The organism is Isoptericola variabilis 225 (genome assembly GCF_000215105.1).
GTDB lineage: Bacteria > Actinomycetota > Actinomycetes > Actinomycetales > Cellulomonadaceae > Isoptericola > Isoptericola variabilis_A.
In genome coordinates this window covers 2,050,079-2,063,341 of the sequence record NC_015588.1, presented here as the reverse complement: position 1 = coordinate 2,063,341, position 13,263 = coordinate 2,050,079, and the positions used below count along the sequence as shown (strand labels likewise).

9 protein-coding genes, 1 tRNA gene and 2 pseudogenes are annotated in these 13,263 nt (G+C 69.8%); 8 read left to right on the top strand and 4 right to left on the bottom strand.

The features are described from left to right. Positions 1-78: 78 nt before the first annotated feature. Entirely contained in the window at positions 79-2,829 is a 2,751-nt protein-coding gene (aceE, locus tag ISOVA_RS09645; protein ID WP_013839043.1) for a pyruvate dehydrogenase (acetyl-transferring), homodimeric type, read from the bottom strand. 338 nt (positions 2,830-3,167) lie between these two features. On the opposite strand from aceE, the gene ISOVA_RS09640 reads away from it, so the two are divergent. The 4 genes from ISOVA_RS09640 (at position 3,168) to ISOVA_RS17265 (ending at position 4,952) form a co-directional block, all read left to right on the top strand. Next, entirely contained in the window at positions 3,168-3,578 is a 411-nt protein-coding gene (locus ISOVA_RS09640; RefSeq protein ID WP_013839042.1) for a DUF3052 domain-containing protein, read from the top strand. A 1-nt stretch (position 3,579) separates the two neighbouring features. Beyond that, positions 3,580-4,068 (top strand): peroxiredoxin, encoded by a 489-nt coding sequence (locus ISOVA_RS09635; protein WP_013839041.1) that lies wholly within the window; start codon positions 3,580-3,582, stop codon positions 4,066-4,068. Between the two features lie 55 nt (positions 4,069-4,123). After that, positions 4,124-4,200, top strand: a tRNA-Val gene (locus ISOVA_RS09630). Between the two features lie 197 nt (positions 4,201-4,397). Continuing rightward, complete coding sequence (locus ISOVA_RS17265) at positions 4,398-4,952, top strand: ABC transporter substrate-binding protein (RefSeq protein ID WP_049788311.1); 555 nt, start codon at positions 4,398-4,400, stop codon at positions 4,950-4,952. 6 nt (positions 4,953-4,958) lie between these two features. On the opposite strand, the gene ISOVA_RS09620 is transcribed toward ISOVA_RS17265, so the two are convergent. Both ISOVA_RS09620 and ISOVA_RS16760 read right to left on the bottom strand, forming a co-directional pair. Further along, positions 4,959-6,302, bottom strand: a complete 1,344-nt coding sequence (locus ISOVA_RS09620) for an ISL3 family transposase (protein WP_463323640.1) — start codon at positions 6,300-6,302, stop codon at positions 4,959-4,961. A gap of 70 nt (positions 6,303-6,372) precedes the next feature. Further along, a complete protein-coding gene (locus ISOVA_RS16760; RefSeq protein WP_186004607.1) occupies positions 6,373-6,762 on the bottom strand; it encodes a hypothetical protein in 390 nt (129 codons plus the stop codon). On the opposite strand from ISOVA_RS16760, the gene ISOVA_RS09610 reads away from it, so the two are divergent. Next, positions 6,761-7,489: a carbohydrate ABC transporter permease gene (locus ISOVA_RS09610; protein ID WP_233275873.1), complete on the top strand. Its 729-nt coding sequence runs from the start codon at positions 6,761-6,763 to the stop codon at positions 7,487-7,489. The two genes, ISOVA_RS16760 and ISOVA_RS09610, sit on opposite strands and share 2 nt — an antisense overlap. Before the next feature lie 49 nt (positions 7,490-7,538). Beyond that, positions 7,539-10,697, top strand: coding sequence for an NPCBM/NEW2 domain-containing protein (locus ISOVA_RS09605; RefSeq protein ID WP_233275872.1), 3,159 nt, complete (start codon positions 7,539-7,541; stop codon positions 10,695-10,697). Between the two features lie 150 nt (positions 10,698-10,847). Here the strand turns inward: ISOVA_RS09605 and ISOVA_RS09600 are convergent, their stop codons facing one another. Further along, complete coding sequence (locus ISOVA_RS09600) at positions 10,848-11,642, bottom strand: hypothetical protein (RefSeq protein ID WP_013839037.1); 795 nt, start codon at positions 11,640-11,642, stop codon at positions 10,848-10,850. 105 nt (positions 11,643-11,747) lie between these two features. Between ISOVA_RS09600 and ISOVA_RS09595 the strand changes: the two are divergent. Together ISOVA_RS09595 and ISOVA_RS09590 are read left to right on the top strand one after the other, a co-directional pair. Further along, positions 11,748-11,894: pseudogene (locus tag ISOVA_RS09595) on the top strand (transposase); the annotation flags it as partial. Positions 11,895-11,962: 68 nt separating this feature from the next. Beyond that, a pseudogene (locus ISOVA_RS09590) lies at positions 11,963-13,229 on the top strand (IS256 family transposase). Positions 13,230-13,263 lie beyond the last annotated feature (34 nt).

Here is a 13,263-nt window from a genome sequence, read left to right as displayed (position 1 = left end):
CAACGAACGGGGCCCCGGACCGATCGGTCCGGGGCCCCGCGCTACCTCGTCGCGCCGCGCGCTACCTCGGCGAGAAGGTCAGGACTCGCCGCCGGCGCTGCCGGACGTGCCGGCGGTGACGTCGAGCAGGTTGTACTTCTCGACGGCCTTGGCGACGACGTCGCTCGGCACGTCGCCGCGGCGGGCGAGCTGCTGCAGCGTCTTGACCACCATCGACGGGCCGTCGATGAGGAAGTGCCGGCGGGCGGCGGCGCGGGTGTCGGAGAACCCGAAACCGTCGGCGCCGAGCACCGCGTAGTCGCCCGGCACCCAGGCGCGGATCTGGTCGGGGACCAGGTGGTCGTAGTCGCTCGTCGCGACGAAGACCTGACCCTGCGCGTCCGACAGCTTCTGCGTCACGTACGGGACGCGGGGCTCGGACGACGGGGCGACGAGCGCGTCGTGCTCGGCGGCCAGCGCGTCGCGGCGCAGCTCGTTCCAGCTCGTGACCGACCAGACGTCGGCCGACACGCCCCAGTCCTCGGCGAGCAGCTGCTGCGCCTCGAGAGCCCACGGCACGCCGACGCCCGACGCGAGGAGCTGGACCTTCGGGCCCTCGACGTCGGACGTCGCGATGCGGTGGATGCCGCGCACGATGCCCTCGACGTCGACGTCCTCCGGCTCGGCCGGCTGGACCATCGGCTCGTTGTACACCGTGAGGTAGTACATGACGTTCTGGTCGCGGCCGTCGGACCCGTCGCCGTACATGCGCTCGATGCCGTCGCGCACGATGTGGCGGATCTCGTAGCCGTACGCAGGGTCGTACTGGACGAACGCGGTGTTCGTGGCGGCGAGCAGCGGCGAGTGGCCGTCGGCGTGCTGGAGGCCCTCACCCGTCAGGGTGGTGCGCCCAGCCGTCGCGCCGATGACGAAGCCGCGCGTGAGCTGGTCGCCCGCGGCCCAGAACTGGTCGCCGGTGCGCTGGAAGCCGAACATCGAGTAGAAGATGTAGACCGGCACCATGTGCTGACCGTGCGTCGCGTACGACGTGCCCACGGCCTGGAACGCGGCGGCCGAGCCGGCCTCGTTGATGCCGGTGTGCATGATCTGCCCGGCCTCGGACTCCTTGTAGCTCAGCATGAGCTCGCGGTCCACGGCGAGGTAGTTCTGGCCCTGGGTGTTGAAGATCTTCGCGCTCGGGAAGATCGAGTCCAGGCCGAAGGTGCGGGCCTCGTCGGGGATGATCGGCACGATCCGCTTGCCGAACTCCTTGTCCTTCATGAGGTCCTTGAGGAGCCGCACGAAGGCCATCGTCGAGGCGACCTCCTGGTTGCCCGACCCCTTCTTCAGCAGCTCGTACGTCTTCGGCTCGGGCAGCTTCAGCGGCTCGGCCTTGGTCCGCCGCTCGGGCAGGAACCCGCCGAGGTGACGGCGCCGGTCCAGCATGTACTGGATCGCCTCGTCGTCCGGGCCCGGGTGGTAGTACGGCGGCAGGTACGGGTCGGCGTCGATCTGCTCGTCCGTGATCGGGATGTGCAGAGAGTCGCGCAGCGCCTTGAGCTCGTCGCCCTTGAGCTTCTTCATCTGGTGCGTGGCGTTGCGGCCCGCGAAGCCCGACCCGAGGCCGTAGCCCTTGACCGTCTGGGCGAGGATCACGGTCGGCTGGCCGGTGTGGGCGCGCGCCGCCGCGTACGCGGCGTAGATCTTGCGGTAGTCGTGACCGCCGCGCTTCATGTTCCAGATGTCCTCGTCGGTCATGTTCTCGACGAGGGCCTTGGTGCGGGGGTCGCGGCCGAAGAAGTGCTCGCGGATGAACGCGCCCGACTCGGCGCGGTACGTCTGGAAGTCGCCGTCCGGCGTCGCGTTCATCAGGTTGACGAGCGCGCGGTCCTTGTCGGCGTTGAGCAGGGCGTCCCACTCGCGGCCCCAGATGACCTTGATGACGTTCCAGCCGGCGCCGCGGAACTGCGCCTCGAGCTCCTGGATGATCTTGCCGTTGCCGCGGACCGGGCCGTCGAGGCGCTGCAGGTTGCAGTTGACGACGAACGTCAGGTTGTCGAGGCCCTGGTGCGCCGCGTGCTGGATCATGCCGCGCGACTCAGGCTCGTCCATCTCGCCGTCGCCGAGGAACGCCCAGACGTCCTGCTGGCTCGTGTCCTTGATGCCGCGGTTGTGCAGGTACTTGTTGGTCCACGCCTGGTAGATCGCCGACGCCGGGCCGAGACCCATGGAGACGGTCGGGAACTCCCAGAAGTCGGGCATGAGGCGCGGGTGCGGGTACGACGGCAGGCCGCCGCCCGGGTGCGACTTCTCCTGACGGAAGCCGTCGAGCTGCTGCTCGCTGATGCGGCCCTCGAGGTAGGCGCGCGCGTAGAGGCCGGGGGAGGAATGGCCCTGGAAGTAGACCTGGTCGCCGCCGCCCGGGTGGTCCTTGCCGCGGAAGAAGTGGTTGAGGCCCACCTCGTACAGCGTCGCCGACGAGGCGTAGGAGGAGATGTGGCCGCCCACGGACAGGCCCGGCCGCTGCGCACGGGTGACCATGACGGCGGCGTTCCAGCGGATCCACGAGCGGTAGCGGCGCTCGATCGCCTCGTCGCCGGGGAAGTACGGCTCCTCGTGCACCCCGATCGTGTTGACGTAGGGGGTCGCCATCGGCACCGGGATCTGGATGTTCCGCTCGCGGGCGCGACGCAGCAGGTTGAGCATCACGTACCGGGCGCGGGGGCCGCCCTTGTCGTCGATCAGGCCGTCGAAGGACTCGACCCACTCCGCCGTCTCGGCGGGGTCGATGTCCGGCACAGCGCTGAGCAGACCATTGATCAGCGGTCCGGTCTCGTCGTACGAAGCCACCAGCAACCTCTCTCTTCTGCGGGCAGGCGGCGACGTGGTCGTCGCGCGAGCCCCTTCAGGGCGTCCCCGTCGCGTGGGTACCGCGCCGTCACGGTGGCGACGGCGCACTCCACGTACAGGTGGTCATCACTCATTGTGTCCCCAGATCCTCCCCGGGCACACCATCGAGCAGTCAAGGATGCGTGATATGCGTCATGCTTCCCACCTGGTGGACGCAGCCGGGCTGCGGGAGGCCTTGCCGAGGCGTCGGTGCCTCGGGTGGACTACGTTGGGCGCACGCAGGGCGCACGACCGGGCCCGGCGGTCGTCGTCGGACAACGAGAGGAACGAAGGACCACGTGGGACAGCAGGCGGATTCCCTGGCCGCACGCCTCGGGTTCAAGCCCGGACAGGTGGTGCAGGAGTTCGGATGGGGCGATGACGTCGACGACGACCTGCGCGCCGATCTGGAGGCCGTCGTCGGGAGCGAGCTCGTCGACGAGGACTACGACGACGTCACCGACGGCGTGATCATCTGGTGGCGCGAGGAGGACGGCGACCTCACGGACATGCTCGTCGACGCGCAGACCGTGCTCGACGACGGCGGGCTCATCTGGCTGCTCACGCTCAAGCCGGGCCGTGACGGGCACGTGGGCCACGACGAGATCCAGGAGGCCGCGACGACGGCGGGTCTCCATGCGACGAGCACGTTCGCCGTCGCGCGCGACTGGTCGGCGACGAAGCTGGCCAACCGGGGTCGCGGGCGCTGACGTGGCCGCCCAGGACCTGCGGACCGCGCCGGAGCCCGCTCTGCGGCCCGGCGACCCGGCGCCGGACTTCACGCTGCCGGACACGCACGGCACGCCCGTGCACCTGGCCGACCTGCGCGGCGAGACCGTGCTCGTCGTGTTCTACCCGTTCGCGTTCTCCGGCATCTGCACGAGCGAGCTGTGCGAGCTGCGCGACAACATCGAGGACTTCGAGACGGCCGGGGTCCGGCTCCTCGCCGTCTCCACCGACCCCGTCTTCAGCCTCAAGGCGTGGCAGGCGGCCGAGGGCTTCGGGTTCGACCTGCTGAGCGACTTCTGGCCGCACGGGGAGGCGTCCCGCGCGTACGGCGTCTTCGACGAGGAGTCCGGGCACCCGCTGCGGGGGTCGTTCCTCGTCGACGCCGACGGCATCGTGCGCTGGTCGCTCGTGAGCCCCCGCGGCCGGCGTCGCGACCTCGACGCGTACCGCGAGGCGCTCGCCGAGGTCTGACGCGCGCCGTCGCGGATCCAGGCGGCGGACGGCCGGTATCCTTGCTGCGCTGCCAGGGCCTGTAGCTCAGCTGGTTAGAGCGCCACGCTTACACCGTGGATGTCGGGGGTTCGAGTCCCTCCGGGCCCACCACCTCTCGTTCCAGGCTGCTGGCCTGCGCGCCGTAGTCCGCGCCTCGGACACGCCTCCGGCCCCCGGAGCCCCGCAGTGCCACTTTCTCCGCCAGGCCCTCGCGGGGGAAGGGTGCACGCGCATCTCCCTCTTCCGAGCGCCATCCGGACCAGCCAGCCCCAGACGGCCACCCGAGGCTCACAGTTGACTCACGGCGCTTGTCTTTCGCCTATGTCGGTCTACAGGCCGACCATACGCATCCCAGCGTCGTTGTACCGGTTGCCCTGGACGGGCATCACTTTGGTGAGCGCGTCCAGCTCGGCGACCTCGTCCGCCGCGGCGGCGGCGGAGAGCCCGCCGCCGTGGACGAGCCCGGCACGCCGTCGGAGCCGGTCGACCTGCGCATGACCGTGTGGACGGCCGACGAGTCGCAGCTCGCACTGTTCCAGGAGATCGCCGACGAGTACGTCGCGCAGAACCCGGAGCTGGTCTCGAGCGTGACGTTCGAGACCATTCCCTTCGAGGACTACACCACTTCGCTGACGACTCAGCTGGCGGGCGGCAACGCCCCGGACCTCGCGTGGATCCTCGAGAGCTACGCCCCAGAGTTCGTCTCGAGCGGTGCCTTGGTCGACCTGCGACCGGCGTTGGAGGGCAATGAGGAATACGACTTCGACGACCTCGTCCCCAGCGCGCTGAGCCTGTGGGAGGACGGCGACGGACTGTACGCCTATCCCTTCTCCAACAGCCCTTTTGCGGCTCTTCGCAGATGAGGGGGGTCACGGGGTGAGTCCTCCACCGATCAGGAGCATGCGGAGCCGGTAGTTGTCGTAGTTGCGAAAGCCGCGGGCGACGCGCCGGTGTAGCTCGATGAGTCCGTTGATCGCCTCGGTGCCGCCGTTGGAGGAGCGGGCGGTGTCGAAGTAGGCCAGGAACGCGGCGGACCAGCGGCGCAGGGTCTTGCCGAGGCGGGCGATCTCGCGGATCGGGCACCGGTGCAGGGTGTCCAGGACCCGGCGGGCGAGCCGGCGGCCGGCCTCGGGGCTGGGCTGGTGGAACACGGCGCGGACCTGTTGGGCGGCCTGCCAGGCGACGAACACCTCGAGGTGTCGTTCGTCGGCCTCGATCGCCCGGGTGAGGCGAGCCTGTTGCTTGGCGGTGAGGCGTTCGGCGCCGGCGCGCAGGATGTTGCGGATGCCGTAGAGCGGGTCGCCCTTGCGGCCGCGGTGACCGGTGGTCTGCTGCTGCACCCGGCGGCGCACCTCGTCCACGGCGGTGGTGGCGAGCTTGACGATGTGGAAGGCGTCGAGCACCGCGACCGCGTCGGCCAGCTGGTCGTCGATCGCCTTCTTGTAGCCGGCGAACGGGTCCAGTGTCGCGACCTTCACCGTCGCCCGGAACGTCTCGCCGCGCTGGTGCAGCCAGTCGGCGTACGCCTTGGTCGACCTACCGGGCACGAGGTCCAGCAGCCGGGCCCGGGTCCGGCCGGCATCGTCGCGGGACAGGTCGACCATCCCGGTCAGCTCCTTCGGCCCCCGCCGGCGCACGTCGACGTGGTGCCACACGTGCTCGTCCACGCCCAGGGTGGTGACACCGGCGAACCGGGACTCGTCCGCCGCGGCGGCCGTCAGCAGCGGGGCGATCGCGTCCCACACGGTCCACCACGACACGTCGAGCTGACGCGCCAGACCGGCGACCGAGGCGTGCTCGGCGCGCAGCTGGGCGATGGCCCACCCGATCGCCCGGGTGGTCAGGACCGCGCGCGCGGCGGCGACCTGCTCGTGCTGCTCGGTGAACGACCCGGTCTCACACCCCGGATCCGGGCACCGCCAGCGCCGCTTGCGCCACCGCAACCGGACCGGGGCCCCGAACGCCGGAGCGTCGATCAGCTCGACCATGCGCCGGCCCTTGCTCACCGCCACCACCCCGCAGGCCGGGCAGCCCATCAGCCCCGGCGGCGACTCGACCGTCACCACCAGCGCCCCGTCGTCGCGGCGCTCGACGTCGATCGCGCGCAACGGTGCCAGGCCCACCAGCAGGTCGCAGCGATCACAGTACGACGTCGCGGGAGTGGCGGATGTCGAACACGGGCAGCACGGCACGCAGGCCGTAGGCTCGGACACAGTCGAGGCCTTCCGGACAGGTTTGCTTGGTCGCAACCGATCCTGGAGGGCCTCGACCCCTACCCGGGCGTCACCGCGCCGCTCGGCGTGTCATCGCGGCACCCCCTTCATCTGCGAAGAGCCCCTTTGGTTCAACGAGTTCGGGTACGCCAGCGCGATCGCCGTGCTGCTGTTCCTCATCGTCCTCGTCCTGACGCTCGTGCAGTGGCAATCGCGCAAGAGGTGGGTCTTCCATGAGGTCTGACGTCATTCCCGCGACCACGACGGAGCCGCCGGCCGAGGTGTCCGCGCCCGGGGCCGGCACGGCCGACATCGCCCGTGCAGCGAACCCCACGGCACCGCGCTCCTCGCGGTCCGGCCGGCGCGGGACCCGGTGGGGACTCTTGGCGCTGCTGGCCGTGCTCAGCGTGCCCTTCGTCTTCCCGACATGGTGGATGGTCACGTCGAGCTTGAAGCCCATGAGCGAGATCCTCCGGGCCGTGCCGACGGTGTGGCCTCAGGACCCGTCGTTCGACGCCTACGGCCAGGTCTTCACGCTCCAGCCGTTCGCCCAGCAGTACTGGAACTCCCTCTACATCGCCGCCGTCGTCACGATCGGGACGATGCTGGTGGCCGCAATGGCCGGCTACGCCTTCGCACGCATCCGGTTCCCCGGCGCCAACGCGCTCTTCGTCCTCGTCCTCGTCGGCCTGCTGGTGCCGTCCGAGGTGACGATCGTGCCGCTGTTCCGCATCGTCAACAGCCTCGGGCTGATCAACACGCACTGGCCGCTCATCGTCATCCCGGTCCTCGGTGCACCGGCCGTCCTGGCCGTGTTCATCATGCGGCAGTTCTTCCTCGGCCTGCCCACCGAGCTCGAGGAGGCCGGACGGGTGGACGGGCTCGGGCGGTGGGGAATCTTCTGGCGCATCGCCGTCCCGTTGTCGCGCTCGGCGCTCGGAGCCGTCGCGATCTTCACGTTCCTCAAGTCCTGTAACCTCTACCTCGAACCCATCGTGTACCTGTCGAGCAAGGACAGGTTCACGCTCCCGCAGGCCCTTACCCAGTACGTCGACGCCTACGGGGGCCCCATGTGGAACGTCCAGCTCGCCGCCACCACGCTCACCGTCCTGCCCGTGCTGGCGGTCTTCCTCGTCGCACAGAAGCAGTTCGTCCAGGGCCTCGCCCACACCGGCCTCAAGGGCTGAGCACGACCGATTGCACGCTCGACGTCAGGTATCCACGAAGGAGAATGCAGTGCAACGACGCACACTGAGATCGCGAGGAATCATCGCCGCGGCAGCCGCCGGGTCCGTGGTGGCCGGTGGGGTCACCGTCGCAGGGGCGGCTGTCGCACATGCCGACGCGCCTACTGGAGACGTGTATGTCTCAGACCTGCCCTGGCTCAACCAGTCCAACGGGTGGGGCCCGATCGAGCGCGACACGTCCAACGGCGAGGCCGCGGCCGGGGACGGGCGGACCATCACGATCGGGGGCACGCAGTACGACAAGGGCATCGGGATGCACGCAACCGGCGCCCTGTCCGTCGACCTCGCCGCGAACTGCACCAGCTTCTCGGCGTTCGTGGGCCTCGACGACGAGGTGACCAGTGGCGTGGGCACGACCCGGTTCCAGGTGTTCGGCGATGGCCGGCTGCTCGCCGAGACCCCTGTGCTGACCGGAAACGATGGTTCGCACGAACTGACGGCGGACGTCACCGACGTCGAGACGCTCCGACTCGTCGCCCACGAGGCGACCAACGGCAAGAACTTCGACCACGCTTCATGGGGCGATGCCAGGCTGGCGTGCGCCGACGTGCCGCCCGAGGACCCGGCGGTCGTCGAACGCTGGGCCATCGGCGCACCGGAAGGCTCGGACCTTGGCGGGGAGCTCACGCTCGACTCCACCGGCCGCGTCGGCCTGGACATCAGCGCTGCGGGGCAGAGCGTGGTGTCGGCGACCCGGCTCGGCCTGGTCGGCAGCGACGGCGACTTCCGCTCGGGGCTGTCGTTCGTCAGCCGCACCGACGCGGTGGTCGCCGACTCGTACACCATGACCACCGGCAAGCGGGCCGAGCGCGCGTACACCCACACCGAGTCCCTGTTCGAGTTCCAGAACCGCGACGGGAAGCGGTTCTCGATCCAGGTGCGCCTCGGCGCCGACGGCGCCGCCTACCGGTACCTCGTCGACGGCGACGGCGAGCACCGCGTCGACGACGAGTCCGGCCGCTGGACGCTCCCGGCGGACGGGCGGGCCTGGATGCAGAAGTCCTACGCCGTCAACTACGAGGCGGAGTGGACCCAGACCACCGCGTCGGGCGGCAACGGCACCGGATCGGTCGGCTACCCCGCGCTGTTCCAGCAGGGTGAGCGCTACGTGCTGCTGACCGAGGCCGACCTGCACGGGGACTACTCCGGCTCACACCTGTCGCACGGCACCGGCTCGCTGTCGTACGGCGTCGACCTGTTCCAGAACCGACCCGTCACTGCGACCGGTGACCTGTCCACGCCCTGGCGGGTTGCGATCGTCGGCGGGCTCGATGACGTCGTCTCGTCGACGCTCGTCGACGACCTGGCGAGCCCGAACCAGCTCTCCGGTACCGACACGTCCTGGATCCGCACCGGCACCTCCAGCTGGAGCTGGCTGACGGACTGGAACAGCCCACGCAGCGAGGACCGCCAGCGCGACTTCATCGACCTCTCGTCCCGGATGGGCTGGGAGTACGTCCTGCTCGACGAGGGCTGGGACGCCAGCTGGGTGCCCCGCACCGTGCGGTACGCCCAGACCAAGGGCGTCGAGGTCATCGTCTGGTTCCACAGCCGCGACCTGCGCACCCAGGAGCAGCGCGACGAATGGCTGCCTCGCCTCGCGTCCTGGGGCGTGCGCGGGATCAAGGTCGACTTCATGGACACCGACAGCCAGGCCATTCACCAGTGGTACGACCAAATCGCCGCCGACACCGCTGAGCACCGCCTCATGGTCAACTTCCACGGCGCATCGCTGCCCACCGGCATGCAGCGCACCTGGCCGCACATCATGACCTACGAGGCGGTCCGCGGTGCGGAGAACGGCATCAGTCCGCAACGCAGCCTCACCGTGCCGTTCACCCGCAACGTCGTCGGTTCGATGGACTGGACGCCCGTGACCTTCTCGCGCGGCAACGGCAGCTCGTCCAAGGCACACGAGGTCGCCATGGCGATCGTCTATGAGTCCGGGTGGCAGCACATGTCCGACAAGCCCGAGGCCTACGCCGCCGAGCCGAACGCCGCGCCGTTCCTGCAGAACATCCCCGCCCGCTGGGACGAGACACGACTCATCAGCGGAACCCCGGGCTCCGACCTCGTCCTCGCACGCAAGTCCGCCGACCGATGGTTCGTCGGCGGCATGCGCGCCGGCACCGGCGCGCCTCTCGAGCTGCCGCTCGACCGGTTCGGCGGCCGCAAGCTCATCGTCGACCTGCTCACCGACCAGGGCAGCAACGGGTCTGCGACCGTGGCCAAGACAGTTCGCGCCACCAGCGAAGAAACCCTCACGGTGCCCACGGCGACCAACGGTGGCTTCGCCGCGGTCGTGTGCCTCGCCACACCCCACCGCGACTCCTGTCTCGACCCCGTCGAACCCGTTCCTGCCGCGCAGCTCGACGTCGAGCCGGCACGTGCAGACATTGCCCCCGGCACCACCCTGGACCTGAGTGCCACCTTCTCCGTCGCGGACCGCGAGGTAGGCACGGTCTCGCTGTCGCCCGCCGTGCCCGACGGATGGGTGCTCGACGGAGACCCGGTCCGTGCCAAGCAGCTGGGCGCAGGCCAGGTGCTCGAAGGCACCTGGCGTGTCACGGTGCCTGAGGACGCCGAGAGCGGAACGGTGGAGCTGCCCGTCCGGGCGACCTACCGTGACGGCGGGAGCCAGCATGTGGCGGCGAACCAGTCGACGATGTGGGTGACGCCGCCACCGCTGACGGGCACGGTCTATCTCTCAGACGTGCCGTGGCTCGAGCAGTCCAACGGGTACGGCCCCATCGAGCGCGATATGTCGAACGGGCAGGCGGCAGCGGGCGACGGGCGCCCCCTGGAGATCGACGATGTCAGGTATGCCAAGGGCATCGGCATGCATGCCACCGGCTCACTCACCGCTTGGCTCGGTGGCACGTGCACCACGTTCGGCGCCGTCGTCGGGATCGACGACGAGGTCCTCGAGACCCCGCGGGAGAGCGGTATCGGCTCGGTCAGGTTCGAGGTGTACGGCGACGGCCGGCTGCTGGCCCAGACACCGGTCCTCACGAACGACGAGGCGGCCCTCCCGCTCAATGTTGACGTCACCGGGATTGACCGTCTGCGGCTCGTCGCCCATGAAGCCACCAACGGCAAGAACTTCGACCACGCCGACTGGGCCGACGCGCGAGCGACCTGCGGCTGAGACGAGCACCGAGTGGGGCGGAGTGCAAAGCTCTGCCCCACTCGTGCTGGTGGCCACCGGCGAATCTTCTCGGCTCCTGCGTGAGTACGCGTGCGACTCGAGACGGTGGACGAGGTATGCGGCGAGCTCCGGCCGGAAGTTCCGTGTCGGTCAACGCATGAGCTGGCGCAGGAGCTCGACCGCCGCGTCGTGCGTGGCGGGTAACGGCTCGACCTGCACCCGGGTCGGGCTGCGGAGCGCCTCGTTGAGCCCGAGAATCTCGGCGTTGCGCTCGACGATCCGGCGCACCGAGTGTGCGACGCGCGTGATCGCCTCGCCGCGCTCGCACAGCACGGCGAAGATGCCGTCGGCCATGGTCGCCATCGGGTGGCCCTCGCCGAAGATCTGCTCGAGCGTGCGGCCCACGGCCGCCGAGCGCGCCATGCGCTTCCACCGGTCGAGCTCGTCGACCCCCACGTCGACGACGAGCAGGCAGTGCGTCTCCGTGACGTCCAGCCCCTCGCGCGCGGCGCGGCCGTAGGTCTCGCGCAGGCGCTCGGCGAGGTAGTCGCCGGTCGGCAGGCCGGTCGCCGGGTCGTGCACGCCCGGCAGCATCGAGGTGCCCTCGCGTCCCTGGGCCCAGCCGATCGCCGTCGCGCGGACGACCTCGACCGACAGCGAGCGGCCGGTCGCGCGGTAGAGGCACGTGACGTCGTCGAGCGCCTCGCCGATGCCCACGCCGGCGGTGCCGCGTGCGGCACCGAGCCGTTGCGCGGCTTCGATCGGGCAGCTGTCGTCCTCGACCGCCTGGATCAACGCGTCGACCGCCGGGTGATACCAGTCCCCCGGGCGCAGCCACACCTCGGCGAGGCTCGTGGCGCGCCACAGCTCGCGGACGTCGGACGACCGGCGAGGGCCATCTTGGGACATGTTCACGACGGCGAGGCTTCCCCGGGCGACGATCATGGTGCCAGGCGCTTGTCGCAATGAACGGTCGCCTGGGGGCCTGACCCCGGTTCTTGGACACGCTGATTCCAGCATCTGCTGGGGAAGCGAGATGATTCAGTAACCATGGCCAGGAAGAACTACTCCGAGGAGTTCCGTCGTCAGGCCGTCGACTTGTACGAGTCCACCCCGGGGGCCACGGTCCGCGGGATCGCCGAGGACCTGGGCATCGTGCGCGGCACGCTGCGCGGCTGGCTTGAGGTGTACGGGTCTGTCTGATTAACGGTGGGTGGGTCTCGGCCTGACACGCTGGACGTGGTGTCTGGCGGGAAGCAGGCAGAGTGACCGAGATCGTCGAGCCCGTGACGCTCGACGATGACGAGAAGCAGGCGCTGGCACAGCAGTTGGTCGCTCAGGCGAAGGCGGCGGGGATCGACCTGGTCGGGCCGGACGGTCTGCTGACCGGGCTGACGAAGCAGGTGTTGGAGACGGCGCTGGAGGAGGAACTGACCGAGCACCTGGGTTACCCGCCGGGCGAGCGGGAGGCCATGACGGGGACGAACGAGCGCGACGGAACCCGGCCCAAGACGGTGCTGACCGAGATCGGCCCGGTGCAGATCGACGTGCCTCGCGACCGGGACGGCAGCTTCGAGCCGGCGATCGTGCGCAAACGTCAGCGGCGTCTGACCGGTGTCGACGAGCTGGTGCTGTCGCTGACCGCGCGGGGGCTGACGACCGGGGAGATCAGCGCGCACTTCGCCGAGGTCTACGGCGCGAGCGTCTCCAAGGACACGGTCAGCCGGATCACGGACAAGGGTCGTGGCCGAGATGGCCGAGTGGCAGACCCGGCCGCTGGACGAGGTCTACCCCGTGATCTTCATCGACGCTCTGGTCGTCAAGGTCCGCGACGGGCAGGTCACGAACAAGCCGTTCTACGTCGTCATCGGGGTCACCACCCGCGGGGAGCGCGACATCCTGGGGATCTGGGCCGGCGACGGCGGCGAGGGCGCGAAGTTCTGGCTGAACGTGCTGACCGAGATCAAGAACCGGGGCGTGGCCGACGTGTGCATCGCGGTCTGCGACGGGCTCAGGGGCCTTCCGGAGGCGATCACCACCACGTGGGAGCTGGCGCAGGTCCAGACGTGCGTGATCCATCTGATCCGTAACACCTTCCGGTACGCGGCCCGCCAGGACTGGGACGCGATGGCCCGCGACCTGAAGCCGATCTACACGGCCGTGAACGCCGAGCAGGCCGAGATGCGGATGGACGAGTTCGCCGCGAAATGGGCGGGCAAGTACCCGGCCGCGGTCAGGCTGTGGCGCAACGCGTGGGGGGAGTTCATCGGCTTCCTGGACTACGACGTTGAGATCCGCAAGATCATCTGCACCACGAACGCGATCGAGTCCCTCAACGCCCGCTACCGGCGAGCGGTGCGCGCCCGAGGCCACTTCCCGAACGACGCCGCGGCACTGAAGTGCCTCTACCTCGTCACCCGCTCCCTGGACCCCACCGGCCGCGGTCGGGCACGATGGGTCATCAGGTGGAAGGCCGCGCTGAACGCGTTCGCGATCACCTTCGAGGGGCGCATCAACCCCTCGAGCAACTGAAGGATGCCGAGCCCCGCCCACCGTTGATCGGACA